This window comes from Streptomyces sp. CBMA291 (assembly GCF_014596525.1).
GTDB lineage: Bacteria > Actinomycetota > Actinomycetes > Streptomycetales > Streptomycetaceae > Streptomyces.
The window spans coordinates 28503-52619 of the sequence record NZ_MSJP01000050.1; the positions used below are offsets into that span (position 1 = coordinate 28503).

Sequence of the window (24117 nt, forward strand, 5' to 3'; positions counted from 1 at the left end):
GCGCAGACCGGTCTACGGGGGAGGGGGCACGTCGTGGCCACGACAGCCGCGGCCGTGTGGGGCCGCGCCGAACAACAGGACTTCCGCGCCCGCGTACGAGGCTGTCTGCTCGGCGGAGCCCTCGGCGACGCCCTCGGCGCGGGCGCCGAAGGCCGTACCCTCGCCGAACTCCGCGAGACCCACGGCCCCGAGGGACTCGCCGAGCCCGCCCCCGCCTTCGGCCGCCGCGGCGCCGTCACCGCCGCCACCCAGATGGGCCTGTTCACCGTCGACGGCCTCATCCGCGCCCAGGTCCGCCGCGACACCGGAGCCTGGCACCCGCCCACCGACGTCCACCGCGCCCACCGGCGCTGGGCCGCCACCCAGCGCGACTGGGGCCCCGACGAACGCCGCAAGGACAACGGCTGGCTCGCCTGCGAGGAGTGGCTCTACACCCGCCGCAACCCCACCCGCGCCAGCCTCACCGGCTTCGCCGACGACATCCTCGGCACCCTCGTCACCCCCAAGAACCCCGACGCCGACGACTACGGAGCCCTCGTCCGCTCCGCCCCCTTCGGCCTGCTCGTCGGCTGGGAACCCGCACTCGTCTGGCAACTCGCCCTGGAATGCGCCGCCCAGAGCCACGGCGCCCCCACCGCACGACTCGCGGCCGGCGCCTTCGCCGTCACCGTCCACGGACTCGCCCGCGGCGGCACCGTCGAGACCTCCGTCGCCCGCGCCCTGGAACACCTCGCGGACCACCCCGACCACACCCCCGTCACCGACGCCCTGGACCGCGCCCTGACCGCCGTACGCGAAGGCGTCCCGGACCCCGGCCGGGTGACGGCACTCGGCGCGGCCGAAGACCGCGCGGAAGGACAACTGGCGGCGGCCGTCTACTGCACTCTGGTCGGCGAGGACGTACGCCACGGTCTGCGCCTGGCGGTCAACCACGACGGCCCCTCGGCGGCCACGGGCACCCTCACCGGCGCCCTCCTCGGCGCCCTGCACGGCGAAACGGCCCTCCCCCCGGCCTGGCTCGCCGAGTTGGAGGGCCGGAGCACGATCCTGGAACTGGCCGACGACTTCGCGATGGAAATGACCCAGGGCCCCGCCCTGCACGGCCCCACCGACTCCTCGCCGGGGTGGCTCACGCGGTATCCCCGGGGGTGAGGGGCGGGCCGCCGGAGAAAAGGGAAAAGGGGAGAGCCGGGGGAGGGAGGAAGCGCCGGGAAAAGGGGAGAGCCCCCTCGACCAGGACGGCGGACCGGACGAGAGGGCTCTTGCGTACCAGGAGTGCTGCGGCGGGAGCCGCGGGGCTCAGAGGGCCCCGAGGCTCACCTCGCCGACGAAGGCGTTCCACGAGCCCGGTCCGAAGGAGAGGGAGGGGCCCTCGGGAGCCTTGGAGTCCCGCACCGCGATCGCGGCCATGACCGGGGACTTCACCTCGACACAGGCTCCGTTACCTCCGGAGTACGAGGACTTCGTCCAGGTGTCGGTACCACCCTGAATAATCGCCATGCTGATTCAGCTCCGGTTCTGCCGATGAAGGCTTCACGCCAGCGTTCTTGCCGACGTGATCGACGCTACTGGTCGGCCCCGCCCGACGAGGCCGACGTTCACACGTCCGGGTGGCGTGTACCCATCGTTCTTCCCTGGCGACGACCAGGCGGTGTACCTTGCCTCCCCCGCCTCAACTCTTGGCGTATTTTCTCGCCATCTCCGCGATGAAGTCCCGGGTCTGCTCGACGTTCAGCGCCTGCGCGCGCAGATGCTCGTACATGACGCTGTACTTGCCGACGTCCTGCGTCTTCTCCAGATACAGATCGCTCGTCACACCCTCGATGTAGACCACGCTGGAGTCCGAGGTGTCGGGGAACTCCAGGATCGAGTACTGCCCGCTGATGCCCGGGTGCGCCCCCATCTCGAACGGCAGCACCTGCACGGTGACGTGCGGCAGCTGCGCCTGCTCGATCAGGTACTCCAACTGCTCCACCATCAGCTGCCTGCTCCCGACGACCCGGTGCAGCGCGCCCTCGTCGATCACCGCCCAGAGCCTCAGCGGCCGTTCGGCGTCCCGGACGCGCTCCTGACGACGGGTGCGGACCGTGACGCGCTTCTCGATCTCGGCGGGCGTCGACTCCGGCAGCGCACCGGCGATGACCGCCTCCGCGTACGCGTGCGTCTGGAGCAGCCCCGGGATGATCTGCGGCTCGTACATCCGCAGGCTCTCCGCGTCCGTCTCCAGACCGATGTACACGCTGTACGGGATGTCGCCGAAGGCGTGCCACCAGCCCTGCTGGCGGGAGTCCTTGGCCATCTGCATCAGGGAGTCGACCATGCGCTCGTCCTCGACCTCGTACACCCCGCAGAGGTCGCGCACATCGCGCTGGCTGATGGAACGGCGTCCGTTCTCCAGCCTGCTGATCTTCGACTGGGAGACGAGGAGGCGATCGGCGACCTGTTCGGCCGTCATGTTCTTCGACTCCCGGAGCCGCCGCAGCTCCTGGCCCAATCGGCGTCGCCTGACGGTGGGATTGACATTGGACGCCACGGAAACTGCACCTCCGGCTGTCTGCCGCGTAGCTGTGAGTATCTACCGCTTGGCAGACTGCCACCAATGGCCCCGTGCGCGCTGGAAAACGAGCACAACGCGAACCGGGCCGCACACACGCGTGTGCGGGACGACCGTCCTGGCCGTCCCGCACACCGTGCGGCTCCCGGTGGGATGCCTGATCGCTCCACGAGCGCGTACCGCTCGTGGAGCGCCTGGGCCGTGCTGGTGGTGGTACTGGTGCCGGCGCCGGGTGCTAGTGCGCCGCCGCGCGGGCCATGCTGCCGCGAGGCTGCGCCGGGACACCCGCGGCGCTCCGGCGCGGCTGTGCCCCCGCGCCGTTCTGGACGTCCATCACGGCGTGCGCCACGAGTCCGCCCATCGGGTCGTGCCGGATCAGATCGCGCAGCCGGGACCGCGACGACCTTCCTTCGTTTCCGGGGTAGAGGTGCTTCCCGAGACCGACCGCGTGGGCCAGTGCGGCAAGCGCCGCGGTCCGCGGGTCCGGCGGTACGCCGGTGCGGATCGCACTGTCCAGCCGGGCACGGATCTCCCGACTGATCGCCGTGTCGGTCGCCTGGTAGCGAGTCGTCGGCAACACCCCGCACATCTGGCCCTCCACGGCATGCACCATGCCGCATCGCTCCAGATGCGAGAGATACGTCTGACGGAGCCCCAGTCGGGGTCCGCCGATCCAATGGACGGCCCGGACCGGACTGCCACGCCTGCGCAGCAGCTCCAGTGCGGAGTCCAAGGTCGGATCTCCGGTCGGCCGTGGCATCACCACGGCGATACGATCCCCGTCTGGGGCTATCCGGCCTGCCAGCGCCAGCTCCACTAGCTGTGCGCCGGCCAGGCCGAGGTCGAGCGACTGCGGCTGCGCTGTGGTACCCGTGGTCGGGTCCAGAGCGAGCAGCAGAAGCTCCTCCGGAATGGTTCTGCGGCTCCTGCCCATCCATGCCTCCCCGCGTGGATGAATGACAGGGTGACCCCTCTCACATTCATCTGTCGAGAGTGCCTGGGTGGTTCATCCGGGAACCAGTAGGTATGTCGTTCTCGTCTAGCACGGGGGCCAAGGGGCCCACACAGGACACTGGTACACGGACCGGTACATGGTTCGAACGTACGCATGACGCTGAAGGAGGCACGGTGGCGGGCGAGTCCCCCGACAGGGCGGAGCAGCAGGGGTCGTCGCAGGAGACGGCGGCCTCGGGCGTCGGCGGCCGGGATCCCCGGCTCTCCACGCTCCGTGAGGAAGACGCCTCGTCGTCGGCTTCGGTTGCGACGCCTGCCGAGCCGGACTCGGAAGCGGACTCGGAATCGGAGCCGGAGCCGGAGTTGGAATCGGAGTCGGTCGTCGACTCGGTTTCGGCTTCGGCCGGGGCTTTGGCTCAGGCCTCGGCCTCGGTTTCGGTTCGGGAGGACCAGGCGACGGCCGTCTTCCGGAATCTGACACCGCGTACGGCGGAGGACGACGCGGGGACGGAGACCGGCGCGGGGGCCGACGAGGGGGCCGCGGGGGCCGCCGAGACCGCGTCCGCCGGGACGAAGCCCGAGCCCGCGTCCCAGCCCGCGTCCAAGCCCGGATCCGGGTCCGCTCCCGAGCCGGAGGGGGAGCGGCTGAAGGCGGCCGTCGCGGCGTGGGTCGCCACGGCCGGGGACGCGGGGGGCGCCGACGGCCAGAAGGGCGCGGGCGGGGCGGAGGGGGCCGGGGAGGCCCAGGAGGCCGGTGATGCCGACGGCGGCGCCGTCGTGGCCTCTTCGTCGACGGAGGGCCCCGAGGGGCCGAAGGACGAGCCCAAGCCCGGCTCCGCGTCCGGCTCCGACTCGAAACTCGCCGCGGGTGCCGCCGCTGGTGCCGGTGCCGCTGCCGGTGGCTCCCTGGCGGCGGGCTCTGCGCCCGAGCCCGGCGGCAGGACGGCCGACGGAAAGACGCCCGGCGGCGGTATCGACGGCGAGGGTGACGGCACTGACGCCGCTGACGCCGCTGACGGCGCCGAGAAGCCCGTACCGGCGAAGCCCGCCGCAGGCTCCTGGTTCGCCGCGCGCAAGCCTCTGGCGGAGCGCGAGTCCGTCGAGGACGGCTCCGAGACCTCGGGCGAGGACGACGAGCGCGACGAGCGCGACCGGCGCGCCGAGCCCGCCGAAGAGGTCGAGCCCGCCGGGGACGACGAGCCCGTCGACCAGCCCACGACCATGTTCAAGGCCATCCGCCCCGCCCCGGTGGACCAGCCGACGACCGCGCTGAAGATCCCCCGGTCCCTGGCCGAGGAGTCCGACAGCGAGCGCACCAGCACCTTCGTGCCGCTGCGGGCGGACATCCCGGCCGAGCGGAAGGCCGGGGGGACCCCGGAGGCGCGGGGAGCCCAGCAGGCCGCCGTGCCCGCGCCCGCCCCCGTACCGGAGCGGAAGCGGCCGGCCGTGGGGCAGGCGGCCGAGGAGGCGCCGGGCGTCGGCGCGGAGGGTTCTCCGGGTGCCGCCGCGGCGGCGGAGCGGACGCGGCAGCAGCCGCTGCCTCCGCTGCCCCCGCTCGACCTGCTCGCCGAGCTGACGAACACGCCGCCCCCGCCCCCGACCCCGATGCGGACGACGTTGCGCCGGGTGCGGATCTGGACGCCGCTCGTCCTGGTGCTCCTGATCGTCTTTGCGATCGCGCAGATGGTGCGCCCGCTGCCCTCGCCTCAGCTCAAGCTCTCGGCCGAGCCGACCTTCGTCTTCCCCGGCGGGCAGCTGAAGATGCCGTGGCCCACGGAGGGGCAGGGCGCCGTCGAGGTCGAGGGCGTCGGTTCGATGGGCACGTTCGGTGCGCAGAAGCCGGCCCCGATCGCCAGCGTCACCAAGACGATGACGGCGTACGTGATCCTCCGCGACCACCCGATCAAGGGGAGCCAGAAGGGCCCCGAGATCACGGTCGACAAGAAGGCGGCCGAGCAGGCGAAGGCGACGCACGAGTCGACGGCGGCGGTCCAGGAGGGCCAGAAGTACACGGAGAAGGAGCTGCTCGAACTGCTCATGATTCCGTCCGCGAACAACGTGGCCCGGCTGCTCGCGCGCTGGGACGCCGGTTCCGAGGCCGCGTTCGTGACGAAGATGAACGCCGCCGCGAAGGAGCTGGGGATGACCCAGTCGACGTACACCGACCCCTCGGGGCTGCTCGACAGCACGGTGTCGACTCCGAAGGACCAGCTGAAGCTGGCGAAGGCGGTCATGCAGTTCGATGTGTTCCGGGAGATCGTGAACATGCCGAACGTGACGGTGGACGGCATCCCGGGCCGCATCGAGAACAACAACAACATCCTTCTGGAGCCGGGGGTGAGCGGCATCAAGACCGGCTCCTCCACCCCGGCGGGCGGCAATCTGCTGTGGTCGGCGAACACCGTCGTCGACGGCAAGAACCGGCGGATCCTCGGCATCGTGATGGGGGCGAAGGACGCCAAGCTCCTCAACGACAAGCTCCAGCTCGCCATCGACAACAGCCTCAAGCTGATCCAGCAGGCGCAGAAGGACGTCACCTCGGCCGCCGTGGTCCGCAAGGGGCAGGTCCTCGGATACGTCGACGACGGTCTCGGCGGCCGGACGCCGGTGGTGGCGACCAAGGAACTGAAGGCGGTCGGCTGGCCGGGCCTGAAGGTGGACCTGGAGCTGACCGACGGCGGCCAGGCCGTGCCGCACAAGGGCGCGGCGGGCGACGTCGTCGGCCAGGTCTCGATCGGCACGGGCGCGGGCCGGGTCAGCTCCCCGGTCGCCCTCCAGGCCGACCTGACGGAACCGGGCTTCGACAAGAAGCTGACGCGCGTCGGCTGAGGCCGCCGGACGAACACGGAGGGCCCCGCTCCCGGACCGCCTTCGGGCCGGGAGCGGGGCCTTTCCGTTGAGCCGGGAGAGCCCCTGCCGGACGGTACGGGGGCGGGCCGCCTGCCGGACAGTGGGGCCTTTCCGGACGGTACGGGGCGGGGGAGCTGGGCCTTCCGGACGGTGCGGGTAGGGGGGAGCCGGGCCCTTCCGGACGGTAGGGGGCGGGGCCGCCGCCCCCTCGGCTGGGCGCCCCGGGGCTTCCGGAGTGCCCAGCTGTTAGCGTCTTCGGGGGGACGAGAGGGACGCGTGGCACACCCGCGCGCAGCGAGACGGGCAGCACGGGAAAGGGCCGCAGTGACCACCGCCGAGCCGACACGCGCCGACCGCGCGGACTCCTCAGCCGATTCCGAGGCGACGGGGGTCGCCTCCGTATCCGCGGCCGTACCGGCGTCGGCGGGGGCCGACGGACCGGGCGGAGGCGGTGGATCCGACGGACCCGCCAGGGCCGACGGGGAGGCCGGCGGACCGGGAGGCACGGGCCGATCCGGGAGTACGGGTCGGGTCGGCGGGTCCGGTGGGTCCGGCGGTACGGGTCGATCCGGCGGGTCCGGCGGGTCCGGTGGGTCCGTTGGTACGGGGCGGGCCGGTGCCGAGGTGCCGCGTGAGGCGGGGGCGCCGGAGGGAGTCGATGTGTCCGATGATTCGCTTCCGCGAATAGTGCTTCCGGCCCAGCGGCCGGCATCGGAGACCCTGGCGGTCCCGGAGCCCTCGGCGACGCAGATGCCACCCACCACCCCCACTGCTCCCACCACCCCCACGAGCGACACGACTCCCACCGCTCTCACGAAGACCACCCCACCCACCGTCCTCACCTCGCCCACCTCACCTACCCCCCTCACCTCACCCACCCCACCCACCTCCCTCACCCCGCCGACGGCAGTCCGCCGCCCCCGTAAGCGCCGCTACACGGTCCTGGCGGCGAGTGCGCTCGCGGCCGTCACGCACCTCCTGTGGTTCTTCTTCGTCGCGAACAGCGGCGGGGATCTGGCGGCGCAGGACGCGTGGGCCGAGTTCGTCGGCCGGCATCCGGATTCGGCGTACAACCTGGCCTGGTACGGGGGGATGCACCCGATCTCGTACAGCGTGGTGTCGCCGTATCTGATGGCGGTGCTCGGTGTGCGCAGCACGATGATGATCGCCGGGACGCTGTCGGCGGCGCTGACGGCGCTGATCCTGGTGCGGGTGAGGGCGGTCCGCAATCCGCTGGCCTGTTCGGTGGCGGGCGCGTTCGCGTTCCTCTGCAACGCGCTGTCGGGCCGGGTGACGTTCGGGCTCGGCATGATGTTCGCGCTCGGCGCGGCGGCGGCGGTCTTCTGCTGGCCGCACCGCTGGCGCCGCAAGCGCTGGGCGAAGGCGGCGGTGGCGGCACTGCTCGCGGCGCTCGCGACGGCGTGCAGCCCGGTCGCGGGGCTCTTCCTGGGGATCGCGGCGGCGGCGCTGTTCCTGAACGGGCGGCGCCCGGGGGCGTACGCGCTGGGGCTCACGCCGGTCGCGGTGGTGGCCCTTTCGTCCTGGCTGTTCCCCTTCTCCGGTACGCAGCCGATGGCCTTCGGGTCGACGGCGCTGCCGCTGCTCTTCGGGGTGGTGGTGTTCCTGCTGGTCCCGAAGGACTGGCGGACGGTCCGTACGGGGGCGGCCGTGTACACGGTCGGGGCGCTGCTGACGTGGCTGATCGACTCGCAGATCGGCTCGAACATCTCGCGGCTGCCGATGCTGTTCGCCGGGGTGGTGCTGCTCGCGGCGCTGCCGTACACGGCGCCGCGTTCGCGCCGCTGGTACGCGCTGGTCCTTGCGTTCGCGGGGCTGAACTTCTGGATCGGCTTCAAGGGCGTCGACGACGTGATCCGGACGGCTCCGGACGCTTCCTGGGCACGGGAGGTGGCGCCGCTGATCAACCAGTTGCAGGTGCGGAAGGCGGACAAGGCGCGGGTCGAGGTCGTCCCGGCGTCCAGCCACCGCGAGTCCTCGGCGCTGAGCCCGTACATCAACCTGGCGCGTGGCTGGAACCGGCAGGCGGACATGGAGCGCAACCCGCTCTTCTACGACGACACGCTGGACGCGGCGAACTACGCGGAGTGGCTCGACCGCTGGGCGGTGCACTACGTGGTGCTGCCCACGGGCGCCCCGGACTCGGGCGCCGAGCAGGAGGCGGAGCTGGTCGGGGCGGGGCTGCCGTATCTGAAGCAGGTGTGGTCGGACGCGAACTGGCGCCTGTACGAGGTCGAGGACCCGACGCCGCTGGCGGAGCCGCCGGCGGAGGTGCAGAGCGCGGAGGAGAACGAGGTCGTCATCCGTGTCGACAGCCCCGGACGGGTCCTGATCCGGGTCCCGTACTCGCCGTGGCTGGCGCTGGTGGACGAGAACGGCGGCAAGATCGAGCCACCGCAGGAGACGGAGGAGTCGAAGCTGGCCCGCGAGGAGTCGGACCGGGACCTCCCCAAGGCCTTCGCCAACGAGAACGGCTGCCTCTTCAAGACGGAGCCGAACGCGGAGGGCGACGAGTGGACGGAACTGATCGCCCCGAAACCGGGCACGTACCGCCTGGCGGCCCCGTACAAACTCTCCCGGGGGACGGCCTGCCCGGAGGAGCTGCGTTAGGGGGACACGGCGGGTCCGGGCCCGGGGGAGACACCACCCGACGGGCCCAGCCGGGGTGTGCCGCATCATGTGCGCGTGATCACCATTCATCTGAAGTACGAGATCGACGCGGACAAGCTGACGGACTTCGAGGAGTACGGCCGCCGCTGGGTCGGCCTGGTCGACCGCCTCGGCGGAACGCACCACGGCTACTTCCTGCCGAGCGAGGGCGACAGCGACATCGCCTACGCCCTCTTCTCTTTCCCGAGCCTCGCCGAGTACGAGCGCTACCGCATCGCGAGCGAAACGGACCCGGAGTGCCAGGAGGCCTTCGAACTGGCCCGCCGGACCCGGTGCATCAGACGCTATGAGCGACGGTTCCTGCGGCCGTTGGACGGGGGGCTTTCGGGCGGGGGGGCCGGGGCGGTCGGGTGACTGGAGGGGGCCGTCGCCCGGAGAGGAAGGATGCGCGCCGACGGGTGTCAGGCCTCTGGTGCCTCGCGGCGATACCTTCAGGCCAGGGGCAGGGCTCCATGGGGTCGTGCGGTCGATCGGCCCTGGTGCCGGGCGCAGGGCGTCATACTCGTCGCGTGTGCGCATGGACGGATACGCTCAGTTGGCTCTTCGGTGCGGTGTCCGGGGCGGTGCAGTTCTCACCGCGACCCTGCTGCTGGTGGCCGGCGGTGGCGTACGAGCGCCTGACGCGGCACCTGTGTCATGACGAGGACCCAGGGCTCCTGTCGAAGGATGAGGGCTGGGTGTACCCGGGCTACTGGGTCGTGACCAACGGTCTGGTCCAAGTCCTGACCCGGCCGACCTGGCGTGATGGGCTGTTGAGGGCAACTCTGACGCGTCAGCCCTCTGCCGATTGATCGGGATTTCGTGAACGGTCTCGCACCACGGCAGTCTTTGTTCGGGAGAATTCTCCTTGTAAAGCAGCTGATGTGGGGCGATCTCATGGAAGGCGGCAAAGTGAGCGATGCGCGCATCCAAGGCTTCCTTGGCAGGGAGAACGACATTTTCGTGCGTCTCGACGATCCGTTGCCGTGGCTCGATCAACGGACCCGGTAAGTTTGCCTCAGGTCATGCTACGTCGATCTCAACCCTGCCCACGATGGCTTCGTAGCTGCTCTGCTGCCATTGGTTGGCCGAATCGTGTGGCAAGAGCGGCAAGCTCCTTAAGGAGGTGTGCCGTTGTATCCGCCTCCATGCCCCGGACGAGTTCCTGAAGAAGCTTGGCCGTTGCGACCCAGGATGTTCCAGGATCACAGGAAGAGATCTTGACAATAAGCTGGTCAATCTGATCGATGGCTTCTGAAGAAAGTCCCTGTGGGTGCCGAAGGGCAAGATGGGCGAGCGCCAAACTCGGATCCTTGCGCATCGCGTCTCGAAAATTCTCGCTGAGTTCGATCACGCCCCTGTATTGCTCCTCCTTCACCTTGTGTTCGTATATGCGTTGCAGGGACCGCGTGGCGTTGTCAAGGTCATCGGATTTCCCCCACAGCCGAACGGAAGCCCAGCTGAGGGAGACTGGCATATCTGGTACAGAGGTCGGCAGGCCGAGGTGAGCGTTGACACGCTTCTCCACGGTCAGGGCATCCGGCAGCTCGTGGGCTCTTGTGATCTTTCGAAGGATGGTAAGGACGTGATCCGTGGCAGCCGCCTCAGGGTCATGATGGCGTTCGGCTCCGGGCGAGTCCCGCCAATGACCCGTGGCCTCGAAATGGAATCGATAGCACTCAGCCGAGCTGGGCATCGTTCCAGCGGCGTTAAAGGTCCCGTTGCGCAGCTTGGGACTACGGCTTCGGAACACTGGAGTCGATTCCCGGGTTGGTGGGGTCCGAAGCCCTGACCCAGTCGATCAGTGAGTCACGGAAGCGGGCGCGGTCGGTCAGAGGCTTTCTCGGTTCGGAGGGCTCCCAGTGGGTGGCCAGCCGATTCAGGCCCAGGAAGCGGATGGCGCTGTTGTCCTCGGGAGCGTCGTGGACTGCCTGCGCGAGAATGCCGAACACAGTGTCACGGGTGTCGGGTGCGGCGGCAGCCCCCTCCATCCACACCTTGAAGGCGCTGATGGCGGTCTCGGGAGCTGGATCATGCTCCAGAGTGGTCCGCCAACTCTGCATGATCCAGGGCAGATCGTTCTCGTAGTCGTCTCCTGCGGACAGCAAGGACGGTGTGCCGTTGCCCTCCACGCGGCTGGCGAGGTACAGGAACGCATGACTGCTGGAACGACGGAGTGACCCGGTGGAACTCCTGGCCCATGTGCGGAGCACCTTCCTGACCCTCTGCCGTTGCTCAGGGCGGTCCCACATCGCGTTGAACGCCTTTCCTACCGCGGCGGCCACGTCGGGCTTGTCGCTCGCGGCCAGTTCGCCCAGGCGAAGAAGCGCTTCCTTCGGATAGACCTGGCTCACTTGCTGGCACACATCAGCCAAGGTGACCAGGAGGTTCTTTGGCACATCGCCATCGCGAGCCCATGCGAGGGTTCCGTCCCGGACCAGGCGTCCGATCTCGCTGTCGACAGCTGCGACCGACAAGAGGTCGCGGGCATGCCCTTTAAGGATCGGGATAGAGGACCATCGCCCTGCTACCGACTTCAGTACACGTACTGAACGGCTCTTCTGGGTATGGCGAATCACCCACACTGCAACGCGATCTGCGAGTTGCGTCCCGAGGTCACCTTTGAGGTTGGCAGCCTGCGTTGCGGTCCACTCTGTGAAGCGATCGACGAGATGTGCGCGGTCCATCAGGAAGTACTCGACAACGGCTTCGGCGTAGCCTTCACTCGGCAGCACGACGGTGCCATCGGAAGTCAGCTCAGCGCCGATCATGTACGTCAACTCGATGATGCCGGGCCCCTGCTGGCCCGGCCTCGGCTTGGGCTCCTCGCCGAGGGCGGTGGCAAGGCTTTCCGAAGCGCGGTAGATCTGGTCAACCGGAGTACGGTCCATGGACGCAGCTGCGAGGAGGAAGTTGCGGTGGTCGCTGTCCGGGTGTTCGATGTGCCATGTACGAAGCTGGTTACGCCAGTCGGCCATAGCCTCGATGACACGTTCGACCTGCTCGTTGAACTCTTTTGTGATCTGCTCGCTGGTAGTGGTGGTGGCTGTTGAGGCCATCGGGCGGCTCTGCTCAGCCACGATGGCGTCAGACCATCGCTTGACCTCGCCCGGCAGCTTGTCAGTGATGGCTTGAGCGATCCGGGAGTGCGCGGCCCATTTCTCTGACTCTCGGCACTTCGCCGCCCGCAGATGGGCAAGCAGGACGTCCTCGGCCTCTGGCGCCTCCAGCGTTACGGCGACGTCGCCTCCGCCGTCGCTGATCGGTTCCCACACCTCGGGGCTGGCCAACACCACGAGGTACGACGTAGCCGCCTTGAGGGCAGTGGTGTCCTGAAGTGAGAAGCCCAGGCCGCCCGAGACGGTATCGCCCTCTGCCCTGAGGTCGAGAATCCAGCCGACGTTCTGCTGGCCAGTCAGGTCGGTGAGTGAGAATGGGTCCTTCGGCTCGCGATGGAAGCGCTTGAGGGTGAGCTTCTCTTTGAGCCCCTGCAACAAGTGGAGGCCAGCGGGCTGCCGTCCGGCGCCGCTCTTGCCAAGGAGCACGACAACGTGGTCGTCACGCAACTTGGCGGCTGCTTCCTTCTCGTTCTTGGGGGGTACGTAGACGGCCAACTGTTGGGTGACCCAGTCCTCGCGCAGTTCAATGGTGCGCATTCCGTTGATGATGTTCTGGAACTGCACTCCGATTGCGATGCCGTTGTTCGTGTTGATGTGCTGCTGCATCGACGCCACGGTGGCCTCGGGCCGAACGGGCGACGGCTCGAAGTCCGAGGCTTCCTCTTGTGTGTCGCCGAGGGGCGTGCGCTCGGCTTCATCGTCTGAGGCGAGGCGACCGGACTCCGACGTCGGCTCCTCGGCCGGTTCTCCTTCGGGGGAGAAAGGGGTGTTGGCTTCTGGCTGCCGGTTCGGTTGAACCGGCAGCTGCTCATCGGCCGGACCGTTCCCCAGGAAGCGAAAGGGCGTGTTCACGATGGGCTTCTCCTGGTCATACGCGAGTTGAGAGCCGGAGAGAAGTGGCGGGACTGCGGACTCAGGCCTTCAAGCTTTGTCGCCGATGGTGAAGGCGGACATCCCGATCACCGTGGATCCACTGCTTACCGTCTTGAACTCCTGATCGACCTTTCCCGTGACGATTGCCCCGCCTGCCTGCATGCCGGTCACATTGCCGGCCACAGTGTCGATTCGCTGTACAACCAACGGGCCGGAGCGTTCACGGCTCTCGCCGGCGAAGGTGAAACGGTGGGAGTAGATCTCTTCCAGGGTCACGCGGAGTTGCCCGAGGACATCAAGCAGCATGGAGTCGTCCAGCACTACCAGGCTCGGATTCTGCTGGTAGCGCGTGAGAACCGACCTCGCCATACGCAGCTGCGCGGCGTATTCATCGAGGCGCTGCTTGTTGGCCACGAGCGGCAGGGTGACGGTACCCACCAGCGCCGACGGCAGGTTGGATGTGGTGAGTTCGTCGGTGGCGTCGCGACCCTCGTGGCGGTTGAGGAGGGCGTCAAGGCGCCCATAGAGGAAGGTGAACGTCGGCTGGAGTGCTGCGGCAGCAGCGGCGGAGAGGCTGAGAGTGTCGGACATTTGATCCCCCTCGGGAAGGCCCTGCCTGGTCACCAGGAAGCCATTCCTACACCGCCAGGGGTTAGCGGGTGTCGCGAATAGGAAGGATGGCTGAATCTCAGCACGTAAAGCGAATGGAAATCCTATAAATTTCCGACTGATCGGTCACGCTTTCGAGAGTGTGGGGATTTTCGAATCTAGTGCGATCCTGTTTCGGAAGCGGCTCTTGTGATCGCCGAGGCCGCTGCCCGTCTCGTCCCGGGCGCACGCAAATGGCACCAGGCGAGATTCCCGAGGTCGGGTAAGACTCCGACCTGGGAGGAGAACCCCAGGCCGGAGCCGTACCACATGGTGCCCCCGGCAGGATTCGAACCTGCGACACCCGCTTTAGGAGAGCGGTGCTCTATCCCCTGAGCTACGAAGGCGGGACTGACCGCTGACAGCCTAGCGGATGGGGGTCATCCGGGTCTCCTCCCTTCCCCGGAGAGTCGGGAAGATGCCGGTGACCTGCGGTTTTCGTTCAGGAAGGGGTGGGTTCCCGGAGGGTGGGGAGGGTCAGGGACGCCGCCGTGAGGGAGAGTGCCGAGGCTGCCAGTGTCGTCGTCATCGCCAGGCTTCCGGTCAGGAGCGTGCTCGCCGTCAGCAGGGTCAGGAGGGCCGTCAGGGCCGTCAGCGCCGTCGGCAGGAGGCGGTGGAAGGGCAGCAGGCGCTGGACGCGGGCCGCCGCCAGGGCTCCGATCAGGCCGCCCGCCGCCATCCCGCCCTGCGCCAGGCCCAGCGTCCGGGCGCTGTTCCCCGCCTCCGTCAGGATCAGGACCGTCGAGAACTGCGCCCCGCCACCGCGAAGACCACCCCGAGGGGCGCCCCGGCGAGCAGGATCGCCGCCGCCAGGCCCGTGAACAGGAGGGCCCGTCCCGCGTCGCAGACCTGCATCACGCGCTTTCTGCTCCAGCGGTCGGCCAGCGCCCCCGCCGGGAGCTGGAACCCCACCCGCACCACCGCCCGGAGAGTGCCCAGGGCCCCCGCCTGCACCGCCGAGCCGCTCGTCGACAGGACGAGCAGCGGGAACGCCAGCACCGAGACGGACGTGCCCAGTCGGGAGACCTACTGGCCGCCCCAGAGGAGGGTGAAGTCCCTGTTCCGGCGGAGGGGTTCCGGGGCCTGGAGTCTGTCCCGGAACCGCAGTATCAACTGCTCCACCTCGGCCTGTAGTTCGGCCGCCTCCTCCAGGGTGGCCCACCGGATCGTGTGGAAACGGTCGGCCCCGCCCTCGTGCGCGCGGTGGCGGTCCAGCTGGCGTTCCAGGGTGAGTTCACCCAGGTGCCGGGCCGCTACCGCGTGCTCCCCGCCCTCCCCGCCCTCCTCGTCCGGGGACTCCTCCACGGACCAGCCGAGCCGGGTGATCCGCCAGGGGCGGGAGCGGCCGGGCATCGGGCCCGCCTCCTCCACGAAGCCGTACTTGACGAACAGGTGGTGGCGGTCTCGCCGATCAGCTTGCCCGCCCGCGTGGCGGTCAGCGCGCCCCTGAGCGGACCCTCGGGGCTCAGTGGCGTGTCACCCTCACCCGGTACGTCCCGTCCTCCGACTCGTCGAGGACCGTGATCCGGATGCCGTGTGCCCGGTCCGTGAAGGTCTCCCCGGGGCGGTAGGGGGCGTCGGAGAGTTCGGCGTGCACATTGGCCCGGTGGGTGCAGCCGCCGCTCGCGCGCCGGCTGTCGGCGACGGTCACCGGGCCGTGGCCGGTGTCGACGTCGGACTCGACGCGGTAGACGAGGACGCCCTCCTCGCAGACCGCCTCGTCGTTGCCGCCCTTGCCGCGCACCTCGACCGCGTACCCCGACGTCCCGGAGAGCGGTACGAACACCAGCTTGGGGCCGCCCGGTTCGGCGAGCGGGGTGAGGGTCCAGTCGGCGGAGCCGGGGCGGGCGGCGCAGCCGATCTGCTCGTTGTCGAGCCAGCCCAGCTTCCATTTGTGCCAGCCGAGCAGGTCGTTGTTGGCCCCCCAGTCCTCGGACATGATGTCCCAGTGCCCGACGGTGCCGCCGCCGTCCGGGGTGTAGAGGTCGGGCAGTCCGAAGACGTGCCCGTTCTCGTGCGGCAGGACCCGGTAGCCGGTCTCGGGGTAGCTGCCCGAGCCGTCGTCCTGGCGGCTGTAGACGAAGGACGTGTTGGCGAGCGGTACGCCGTCGGCGTACGGGGCGTCGTCGTTCCCCGAGAAGGTCACGGACAGGACGGTGTCCAGGGCCGAGGGCCCGGCGTTCGGTGTGACCAGGACGTTCACCAGGTCGTACGCGCTGAAGTCGATCCGGGAGTCGGCCGCCTTCACGATGTCCTCGACGAGCGAGCGGTACCCCGGTTCGAACGGGGAGCCGCGCTCGATCCCGTACGCCGCGAACGCCTTGGGCATCCGCAGCCAGTCGGGTATCGGTGCCTCGGCGAGATACCGGAGCCGTCCGTAGGAGCTGGTGCGGAACCAGTCGGCGGTCCGCGGGAAGAACTCGCGGAAGCGGCCCATCGCGGTGCCGTCGCCGGGGGCGTCGGGGAAGTCGACCATCAGGTTCAGGGCCCGGACCCGGCCCGTGGAGTGGACGTATCCGGGGGCGGTGGGCAGCCCCTCCGACATCTGCACGCCCAGGGAGGTGGCGATGCGGCACGGCCCGAGCTGGGCACCTTCGGGGGCGGCGGCCACGGGGCCCGCCGAGGCGGGGGCGGGACCGGGGAGCGTGCCGCTCGCGGAGGCGAGGAAGGCGAGGGAGAGGGCGGTGGACGCGGCCAGGGCGGCGCGTCCGCGTATCCGTCGGCGGGGGTGCTGCATACGGACGCCTCTCCGGTTCAGGCGGGTCGGTGATGCGGGGTTCCGCTCCGGGGCGGGCGGGCGGGTCGGTGGCGCGGGGCTCGCCCGGGGGCGTGCGGGACCGCGCTGTGCGATCAGCCTGTGACGGGTGGTTCCGGAGCGCGCGCCGGAAGGGCCGATCGTGGGTATTCCGGCCGGACGGGAGGGTGTGACGCAGGCCACAACGGGCTCGGGAAATAACCGGGGACCTTCTCCCCGTTTGGAGCTGTGTCGAGCGAAGCGGGGAATCTCTCCCCGGATCTCTCTTCCCGGGATCTCTTCCCCGGGCTCCCGCCCGGTTCCCTGCTTCCCGTGACCCAGGAGGTCGTGACGTGACCAGCTCCTCCGGTACCGCACCCGGCGCCGTGTCCCGTACGACTTCCGGCGCGACGTCCGAGCCCCGTACGACTTCCGGCGCCGTGTCCCGTACGTCCTCCGGGGCCGGTGCCGAGCCCCGTACGGGTTCCTCCGCCGAGCCCCGTACGGGACCCGGCGCCGAGTCCTGTACGGCCCCCGGCGCCGCCGCCCCCGCCCCCGCCCGCGCCTCCCGTCCCCGGGTCGACGCCCTGCGCAATCGTGAGCGGCTCGTGAGCGCCGCCCGTGAGATGTTCGTCGAGTTCGGGCCCCAGGTGCCGTACGACGAGATCGCGCGTCGGGCCGGTCTCGGGAACGCCACCCTCTACCGCAACTTCCCCGAGCGCGCCGACCTCGTCCACGAGGTCGTGCTCTCGATCACCGAGCGCATGACCGCGCTCGCCGAGCGGTCCGCCGCGGAGGAGGCCGACACCTTCGCCGCGATCCGCCGCTTCACCCACGGCGCCGTCGAGGAGCGGGTCGGCGCCCTCTGCCCGATACTCGACGGCGCTTTCGACAAGAAGCACCCCGATCTGATCGCCGGGCGCGAGCGTTTTGAACAGGCCGTGCAGACGCTCTTCGACCGGGCCCACGGGGCCGGGCGGCTCCGCGCCGACGTCGGCGTCGGCGATCTGATGGTGGTGCTCTCCCAGCTCACCCGCCCGCTGCCGGGGGCGTCCTGCGGAGCGGGCTTCGACCGGTTCGTCCACCGCCATCTCCAGCTGCTTCTCGACGGCCTTGAGACACCCGCCCGCTCCGAACTGCCCGGCTCCGCCGCGACCTTGGAAGACCTGCGGCGCGAGTCCTGTACGTCCTGAGGAACCCGAGGATTCCCATGCCCCCGAAGGTCCCTTAGGGGGCGACCGCCCGGCGGCCCCATCCCTTAGGGGCCGCCCCCAGGCTCCGCCCTCACCCCGCCCCACCCTCCCCATGCGTCCATAACATCCCTTTTCTGCCAGTACGTGCCAAGAGGTGGCCACAGCCATGCCTGAAAACCCCGAGAACACCACGACCCGGCCCGATCCGGGGCGCTGGAAAGCCCTCGTCTTCATCGCCCTCGCCCAGCTGATGGTCGTCCTCGACGCGACGATCGTGAACATCGCCCTGCCCTCCGCCCAGCAGGATCTGGGGATATCGGACGGCAACCGGCAGTGGGTCATCACCGCCTACGCCCTCGCCTTCGGCGGACTGCTCCTCTTCGGCGGGCGCATCGCCGACCTCTGGGGGCGCAAGCGCGCCTTCGTCGTCGGTCTCGTCGGTTTCGCCGCCGCCTCCGCCCTCGGCGGAGCCGCGAACGGCGAGGCCATGCTGCTCGGCGCCCGCGCGCTCCAAGGCGCCTTCGGCGCGCTCCTCGCGCCCGCCGCGCTCTCGCTGCTCGCCGTGACCTTCACCGACGCCAGGGAACGCGCCAAGGCGTTCGGCATCTACGGGGCGATCGCCGGAGGCGGCGGCGCCGTGGGCCTGATCCTCGGCGGCTTCCTCACCGAGTACCTCGACTGGCGCTGGACCTTCTACGTCAACATCCCGTTCGCCGTGGTCGCCGCCGCGGGCGCCTACTTCGTGGTCCGTGAGCCCGCGGGCGGACGCAACCGCTCCGCGCTCGACGTCCCCGGCGTGTTCCTCTCCACCCTGGGCCTGGTCGCGCTCGTCTACGGCTTCACCCGGGCCGAGTCCGCGGGCTGGAGCGACACCGGCACCATCGGCCTGTTCGTCGGCTCCGCCGTCCTGCTCCTCGCCTTCGTGCTCACCGAGGCGAAGGTGAAGTCCCCGCTGCTGCCGCTGCGCGTCCTGACCGACCGCAACCGGGGCGGGGTCTATCTGTCGCTCGGCCTCGCGGTCATCGCGATGTTCGGACTCTTCCTCTTCCTCACGTACTACCTCCAGGTCGTGAAGGGGTACACGCCGGTCAGGACGGGCTTCGCGTTCCTCCCGATGATGGCGGGCATGATCGTGGGCTCGACCCAGATCGGCGCGCGGCTGATGACCCGCGTCCGGCCGCGCCTGCTGATGGCCCCCGGTTTCCTCTCCGCCGCCCTCGGCATGCTGCTTCTGACGGGGCTTGAGACCGACACCTCGTACGCCGCGCTGATCCTGCCCGCGCAGTTGCTCCTCGGCCTGGGCATGGGTACGGCGTTCATGCCGGCGATGTCGCTCGCGACCCTCGGCGTGGACCCGAAGGACGCCGGGGTGGCCTCCGCCATGGTCAACACCTCGCAGCAGGTCGGCGGTGCCATCGGCACGGCCCTCCTGAACACGATCGCCGCCTCGGCGACCACCGCCTATCTGACGGCGCACGCGGCGGACGCGGCCACCCCGCAGGGGGCGGCGCTGCTCCGGCTCCAGAGCATGGTCGAGGGGTACACGGCGGCCATCTGGTGGGCCGTCGGCATCCTCGCGGCAGCCGCCGCGATCGCCTTCACCCTGGTCGACGCGGGCCGACCGGGCACGGGCGTGGTCACCGGCTCCGGCACTAAGAGCGACGCCGATTCCGACGCCGCTTCCGAGGCAGCGGCGCGGATCCCGGTCGTCGCCCACTGACCCGTACGAACGGGGGATCCTCCTCCCGCACCGGGCCCGCACAGGGGACGGGCCCGGTGCGGGGGAGACCCGTACGTCCGGCGTCCGGGAGATCCGTACGTCCGGAGTACGGGAGACCCGTACGTCCGGCGCGCGGGGAGTCCGGGGAGCGCGGGGCGGACGCCGCCGCCACCCGCGCCGCCTCCAGTGCGGCCACCAGCCGCACCACGCCCCGGTTCCGGGACTGGCCCCAGCTGTGGCCCGACAGCATCAGGAGCGGGTACGTACCGCCGGAGGCGAGGACCAGTTCCGGGGCGTCGGACTGGTAGATCCTGGCGGGCAGCACGACCAGCCGGACTTCCCGTACGTCCGCCCAGGGGAAGGTGCGCCGTCCGAGCAGCCCCGTGTACGTCACCCCGGCCGGTCCGCAGGAGACGCCGAACAGCGGCGCGCGGAACGTCAGGAGCGCCCCCGGTGGGCCGAAGAGCAGGGCCGGGATCAGGGCGGGCAGATATCCGTGCAGTGCGCCGGCCACCATCAACACGGCGATCAGCAGGAGCGCACCGCCCATGACGAAGTAGACGATCGCCCCGAGCGGGTGCTTCTTCCGCATGTCCGTCGCCATGTCCGTCGCCCCCGGTCCCGTCGCCTGGGGCCAGGATACGAAGGACGCGAAGGACGCGGAGGGCGCGGAGGGCGCGGAGGCCCGGCGGGATCCGGAGGGCCCGGACCCGCCGCCCCCTGTCGGCTCAGCGCAGCCAGGGCAGGTCCGCCTGCGCGTCCTGTGGCTCCAGGCCCTCCGCCATGACCCGCATGATCGCGCCGAGCTGGTCCACCTGTTCGGCGGAGAGCCGGTCGAAGAGGGCTTGGCGTACGGCCGCCACATGGCCCGGCGCGGACCGGCGCAGGACCTCCACGCCCTCCTCCGTCAGCCGGGCGAACTGGCCCCGCTTGTCGGACGGACAGCTCTCGCGCCGTACCCAGCCCTGCTGTTCGAGGCGGGCGACCGCGTGGGAGAGCCGGGAGCGGGTGATCTTGGCGCTCTTGGCCAGCTCGGTCATCCGCATCCGGGTCTTGGGCGCGTGGGAGAGCTGGACGAGCAGCCCGTAGTAGAGGTGCGGCATCCCGGCGTCGCGCTGGAGCTGCCGGTCGAGATGATCGTCGAGGAGCATGGTGGCGTGCAGGTAGGAGCGCCAGACGCGCTGCTCCTCGGCGCTGAGCCAGCGCGGTTCGGTCGTGTCTCCCATGGTGTCCATCGTAAGGCCCATTCTTGAAAGTTGAACTATATGAGTTTAAGGTGTGCGGTAACGCTTGAACTTTCAAGAACTCTGCTCCGGAGAACCCTGAAGGGGGTCGTCGCCTTGGACACCACGCTCGAACGGATGCCCGCGCTCTATCTGTCCCACGGCGCCCCGCCACTCGCCGACGACCCCGTCTGGCCCGGCGAACTCGCCGCCTGGTCCGCGGGCCTCCCGCGCCCCAAGGCGATCCTCATGGTCTCCGCCCACTGGGAGGAGGCCCCGCTCGCCCTCGGCGCCACCGAGACCATCCCCCTCGTCTACGACTTCTGGGGCTTCCCCGAGCACTACTACCGCGTCCGCTACGAAGCCCCCGGCGCCCCGGCGCTCGCCGAGGCCGTCCGCAAGCTGCTGCGCGCCCCCGGCACGCCCGTCCAGGACATCCCCGACCGGGGACTCGACCACGGCGCCTACGTGCCGCTCGTCGAGATGTACCCGGACGCGGACATCCCCGTACTCCAGATCTCCATGCCCACCCTCGACCCGCGCCGCCTCATGGACATCGGCCGCAGGCTCGCCCCGCTCCGCGACGAAGGCGTCCTCATCGTCGGCAGCGGCTTCTTCACCCACAACCTCGCCGCCCTCCGGCACGGCGGCGTCCCCGGCTGGTCCGCCGAGTTCGACGCCTGGGGTCACGAAGCCCTCGCCTCGCAGGACGTCGACGCCCTCCTCGACTTCGAGCACAAGGCACCCGCAGGACGCCTCGCCCACCCGCGCACCGAGCACTTCGCGCCCCTCTTCGTCACGATGGGCGCCGCCGACGCGGCGGGCGACCTCGGCACCGACCGCTCCGTCATCGACGGCTTCTGGATGGGCCTGGCGAAGCGCTCGGTGCAGTTCGGCTGAGCGACTCCCGGGCAGGTCAGAAGGCCGGCGGATTGAGTTCCACCGAGCGGACGGCGGCGGCCAGCGCGAGCGGACCGCCCACGTCGAGCGCCGTATCGGTGAACTTGATCGTGTGGTCGTCGCCGTGCGCCGCCGCCCGCGCGAAGACCTCCTCGGGCGTCAGCGAGACCGGCGCGCACGGGGCGCCCTCCGCCGGCGCGTACGCCGCCGTCACCGCGGCCGAGGCCGTCCAGGCGGCCGCCAGACTCGGCGCCCACAGCTCCCGGGGGAGCGCGGGCAGGGCGCGCAGCACCGCGTTCGGCGCGGTCGCCGCGTGGACCAGCATGACCGGCTCCGCGTGACCATGGGTCGCGTACCGGTGGGTGGCCGCCGTCACCAGCTCCACCAGCCGCTCCCGCGCCGTCTCCGGATCCGGCGCCGCGCCCCACGCCGGGAACGCCGTCAGCCGTGCGAGCCGCTCCCTGATCCCGCCCTCCTGCTCCGGAACCAGGGGTACGGCGTCCAGGGCGGCGGCCGCCGACGGCGCCGGGGCCAGCGTGGCGAGCGCGGGCAGCGGCTGATGCCGGGCGGCCCAGTACCCCAGCGCGTGCGCCAGCTCGGCCCGGCGCGGCCCGGTCGTCCCCGCCTCGCCGGATTCGAGCAGGGTCCGTACGGCGTGCCCGGTGCGGATCACCGGGTGGGTCGCGCCGCCCGCGATCCCGGGCAGCAGCCGGGGCCACCACTCGGCAAGGACCTCCCGCCAGGGCCGCTCGTCGAGCTGCCGCCCGAAGAACAGCACCCAGTCGGTCATCCGGGCCGGGTCGCCGAGCGCCCCGGCGGCGTCGGCGGCGGTGAGCGTCCCCGTCGGCGGGGGCAGCTCCTCCAGGTTGGGCGCGTAGTGGTCGATCCAGCGGTGTACGGCCGTCGCCTGCCCGTGGCGGACCAAGGCCTCGACGGCCATCGGGGCGTGGTTGGAGAGCCAGCCGCCGCGCTCGGGGCCGCTGGCGTGGAGGCGTTCGAGTGCTTCGTCGAGAGTTCCGGTGCTGTCGTCCATGCCGAGGACGCTAGGGCGGGGGAGGGGGTGCGGGGAACGGACCGGGGACCTATTCAGCCGGGCGGCCGACGACCTAGGTCCCGGAGGCCGCTGTCTCGGTCCGCGAGGCCGACCGCCTGGTCCCGGAGGCCCACGACCTGGTCCCGGAGGGTGATCCCCCAGCCCGGGAGGCCGATCACCCGGTCCGCGCGGCCGATCCCCCGGCCCGGGATGTCGATCACTTGGTCCGGGAGGACGACAACCTCCCGGCTCTTCCCCGCGTCCTCCAGGGTGACGCCGTGTGTGAGCGCGGTCTCACCGACGGTGTGGTCGGCGGGGGCCGCGAGCGGGGTCGCGGCGCCCTTCGTGCCGGGTCTGACCTGGGCCTCCGCAGGTTCCGCAGGCATGCCCCGGGGGTCGGCGGCCACGCAGGATACTGCATGATCTCGAAAATCCATGTGCCGGGTGGGAATTCTGTCCTGATTCCAGTCGTTGTTTCCGTCGGATGCAGGGCACCCGAAAGGGTGTCGCGACCTACTCAGCAAGGGAGCACGCATGGCAACCCGTGCCGTCGCCCGTCGTCAGACCTCCGCCAAGAGCGGAGCCGCACGGGCCAGCAGCGTTCGCGCCGTGGGCGGGGAGATCGCCGACCGCGACCTGGTCGGCATGTACCTCGACGAGATCGCGCGCACGCCCCTGCTCGACGCCGCCAAGGAGGTCGAGCTCTCCCAGACGATCGAGGCCGGGGTGTACGCCCAGCGGATACTCGACGGCGAGGTCGAGAGCGAGGCGGGCGGCGCGAGCCGTGAGGAGCTCGAAGCCCTGGTGGCCGAGGGCGAGCGTGCCAAGGACCTCTTCATCAAGTCCAACCTGCGGCTCGTGGTGGCCGTGGCCCGGCGCTATCCGCGCAGCGGGCTGCCGCTCCTCGATCTGATCCAGGAGGGGAACGCGGGCCTGGTCCGCGCGGTCGAGAAGTTCGACTACGCCAAGGGTTTCAAGTTCTCCACGTACGCCACCTGGTGGATCCGTCAGGCCATCACCCGGTCCATAGCCGACCAGTCCCGCACGATCCGGCTCCCCGTCCACCTGGTGGAGGAGCTGGGCCGGATCCGCCGGGTGCAGCGCGAGTTCAACCGGGAGCACGGGCGGGAGCCCGAGCCCGCAGAGATCGCCACCGAGCTGGGCTCGACGCCCGAGCGTGTCGTGGACGTCCTGGACTGGGCGCGGGACCCGGTCTCGCTGAACATGGCGGTGGACGACGAGGGCGAGACGCAGTTCGGCGACCTCCTGGAGGACACCTCCGCGGTCTCGCCCGAGCAGTCCGTCCTGACCCTGCTGCGCAGCGAGGAACTGGACGACCTCATCGACAAGCTCGACCACCGCACGGCCTCGATCATCCGCATGCGGTACGGGATCGAGGACGGGCGCGAGCGGACGCTGACCGAGGTCGGCAAGGAGCACGGGCTGACCCGCGAGCGCATCCGCCAGATCGAGAAGCACGCCCTGCTCGAACTGAAGAAGATGGCCCACGACACCGGGTTCGACGCGGTGGCCTGATCCCGACCCTGAGCGGGGGCGCCCACGGGGAGGGCCTCGGGGACCGGGGCGGTCCCCGAGGCCCTTATCCGTATCCGCTCCTGCCCTGAGGGGGCGGGGCCGGATGCCTGCCC

Annotated in this window: 22 protein-coding genes and 1 tRNA gene; 8 read left to right on the forward strand and 15 right to left on the reverse strand. The window is 70.4% G+C overall.

From position 1 onward, the window contains the following. Positions 1–33: 33 nt before the first annotated feature. A complete protein-coding gene (locus tag BU197_RS13585) occupies positions 34–1152 on the forward strand; it encodes an ADP-ribosylglycohydrolase family protein (RefSeq protein WP_188268514.1) in 1119 nt (372 codons plus the stop codon). A 147-nt stretch (positions 1153–1299) separates the two neighbouring features. Here BU197_RS13585 and BU197_RS13590 read toward each other — a convergent pair whose 3' ends face one another. The 3 genes from BU197_RS13590 to BU197_RS13600 form a co-directional block, all read right to left on the reverse strand. Beyond that, positions 1300–1500, reverse strand: a complete 201-nt coding sequence (locus BU197_RS13590; RefSeq protein ID WP_188268515.1) for a DUF397 domain-containing protein — start codon at positions 1498–1500, stop codon at positions 1300–1302. A gap of 172 nt (positions 1501–1672) precedes the next feature. After that, entirely contained in the window at positions 1673–2533 is an 861-nt protein-coding gene (locus tag BU197_RS13595; protein ID WP_188268516.1) for a helix-turn-helix domain-containing protein, read from the reverse strand. Positions 2534–2789: 256 nt separating this feature from the next. Beyond that, positions 2790–3488 (reverse strand): GOLPH3/VPS74 family protein, encoded by a 699-nt coding sequence (locus BU197_RS13600; RefSeq protein WP_188268517.1) that lies wholly within the window; start codon positions 3486–3488, stop codon positions 2790–2792. Between the two features lie 194 nt (positions 3489–3682). Here BU197_RS13600 and BU197_RS13605 point away from each other — a divergent pair, with 194 nt between their 5' ends. The 3 genes from BU197_RS13605 (at position 3683) to BU197_RS13615 (ending at position 9400) form a co-directional block, all read left to right on the forward strand. Next, the gene (locus BU197_RS13605; protein ID WP_188268518.1) at positions 3683–6337 is read left to right on the forward strand and encodes a D-alanyl-D-alanine carboxypeptidase family protein; all 2655 of its coding nucleotides are present in this window, start codon (positions 3683–3685) and stop codon (positions 6335–6337) included. A 771-nt stretch (positions 6338–7108) separates the two neighbouring features. Further along, on the forward strand, positions 7109–8986 hold the full coding sequence (locus BU197_RS13610; RefSeq protein WP_223182816.1) for an MFS transporter: 1878 nt from the start codon (positions 7109–7111) through the stop codon (positions 8984–8986). 75 nt (positions 8987–9061) lie between these two features. Next, on the forward strand, positions 9062–9400 hold the full coding sequence (locus BU197_RS13615) for an NIPSNAP family protein (protein WP_188268519.1): 339 nt from the start codon (positions 9062–9064) through the stop codon (positions 9398–9400). Between the two features lie 664 nt (positions 9401–10064). Here BU197_RS13615 and BU197_RS13620 read toward each other — a convergent pair. The 8 genes from BU197_RS13620 to BU197_RS13655 all read right to left on the reverse strand — a co-directional run bounded on the left by BU197_RS13620 (position 10065) and on the right by BU197_RS13655 (position 16402). Continuing rightward, positions 10065–10553, reverse strand: a complete 489-nt coding sequence (locus BU197_RS13620; RefSeq protein ID WP_188268520.1) for a hypothetical protein — start codon at positions 10551–10553, stop codon at positions 10065–10067. Positions 10554–10761: 208 nt separating this feature from the next. Next, a complete protein-coding gene (locus tag BU197_RS13625; RefSeq protein WP_188268521.1) occupies positions 10762–12996 on the reverse strand; it encodes a hypothetical protein in 2235 nt (744 codons plus the stop codon). Positions 12997–13065: 69 nt separating this feature from the next. After that, positions 13066–13608: a hypothetical protein gene (locus BU197_RS13630; RefSeq protein WP_188268522.1), complete on the reverse strand. Its 543-nt coding sequence runs from the start codon at positions 13606–13608 to the stop codon at positions 13066–13068. Positions 13609–13936: 328 nt separating this feature from the next. Further along, a tRNA-Arg gene (locus tag BU197_RS13635) sits at positions 13937–14012 on the reverse strand. 95 nt (positions 14013–14107) lie between these two features. Then, positions 14108–14344, reverse strand: coding sequence for a hypothetical protein (locus tag BU197_RS13640; protein ID WP_188268523.1), 237 nt, complete (start codon positions 14342–14344; stop codon positions 14108–14110). 53 nt (positions 14345–14397) lie between these two features. Then, entirely contained in the window at positions 14398–14682 is a 285-nt protein-coding gene (locus BU197_RS13645; RefSeq protein WP_411158487.1) for a hypothetical protein, read from the reverse strand. A 9-nt stretch (positions 14683–14691) separates the two neighbouring features. Further along, positions 14692–15018 carry a hypothetical protein gene (locus BU197_RS13650; RefSeq protein ID WP_188268525.1) on the reverse strand — a complete coding sequence of 109 codons (327 nt, stop codon included), beginning with the start codon at positions 15016–15018 and terminating at the stop codon, positions 14692–14694. A gap of 112 nt (positions 15019–15130) precedes the next feature. Continuing rightward, positions 15131–16402 (reverse strand): M6 family metalloprotease domain-containing protein, encoded by a 1272-nt coding sequence (locus BU197_RS13655; protein WP_188268526.1) that lies wholly within the window; start codon positions 16400–16402, stop codon positions 15131–15133. A 584-nt stretch (positions 16403–16986) separates the two neighbouring features. On the opposite strand from BU197_RS13655, the gene BU197_RS13660 reads away from it, so the two are divergent. After that, complete coding sequence (locus BU197_RS13660; RefSeq protein WP_223182825.1) at positions 16987–17592, forward strand: TetR/AcrR family transcriptional regulator; 606 nt, start codon at positions 16987–16989, stop codon at positions 17590–17592. Between the two features lie 166 nt (positions 17593–17758). Beyond that, positions 17759–19312, forward strand: a complete 1554-nt coding sequence (locus BU197_RS13665) for an MFS transporter (protein ID WP_188268527.1) — start codon at positions 17759–17761, stop codon at positions 19310–19312. Here the strand turns inward: BU197_RS13665 and BU197_RS13670 are convergent. After that, a complete protein-coding gene (locus BU197_RS13670) occupies positions 19245–19904 on the reverse strand; it encodes a PH domain-containing protein (protein WP_188268528.1) in 660 nt (219 codons plus the stop codon). The genes BU197_RS13665 and BU197_RS13670 overlap by 68 nt on opposite strands. Before the next feature lie 136 nt (positions 19905–20040). Then, complete coding sequence (locus BU197_RS13675; RefSeq protein ID WP_188268529.1) at positions 20041–20547, reverse strand: MarR family winged helix-turn-helix transcriptional regulator; 507 nt, start codon at positions 20545–20547, stop codon at positions 20041–20043. Between the two features lie 105 nt (positions 20548–20652). Here BU197_RS13675 and BU197_RS13680 point away from each other — a divergent pair, with 105 nt between their 5' ends. Beyond that, a complete protein-coding gene (locus BU197_RS13680) occupies positions 20653–21435 on the forward strand; it encodes a dioxygenase (RefSeq protein WP_188268530.1) in 783 nt (260 codons plus the stop codon). 16 nt (positions 21436–21451) lie between these two features. Here BU197_RS13680 and BU197_RS13685 read toward each other — a convergent pair whose 3' ends face one another. Further along, entirely contained in the window at positions 21452–22468 is a 1017-nt protein-coding gene (locus tag BU197_RS13685; protein ID WP_188268531.1) for a questin oxidase family protein, read from the reverse strand. Between the two features lie 53 nt (positions 22469–22521). Beyond that, positions 22522–22854, reverse strand: coding sequence for a hypothetical protein (locus tag BU197_RS30460; RefSeq protein WP_223182815.1), 333 nt, complete (start codon positions 22852–22854; stop codon positions 22522–22524). A gap of 148 nt (positions 22855–23002) precedes the next feature. Here BU197_RS30460 and BU197_RS13695 point away from each other — a divergent pair, with 148 nt between their 5' ends. Continuing rightward, the gene (locus tag BU197_RS13695) at positions 23003–24004 is read left to right on the forward strand and encodes an RNA polymerase sigma factor RpoD/SigA (RefSeq protein ID WP_188268532.1); all 1002 of its coding nucleotides are present in this window, start codon (positions 23003–23005) and stop codon (positions 24002–24004) included. The last annotated feature ends 113 nt before the right edge of the window (positions 24005–24117 follow it).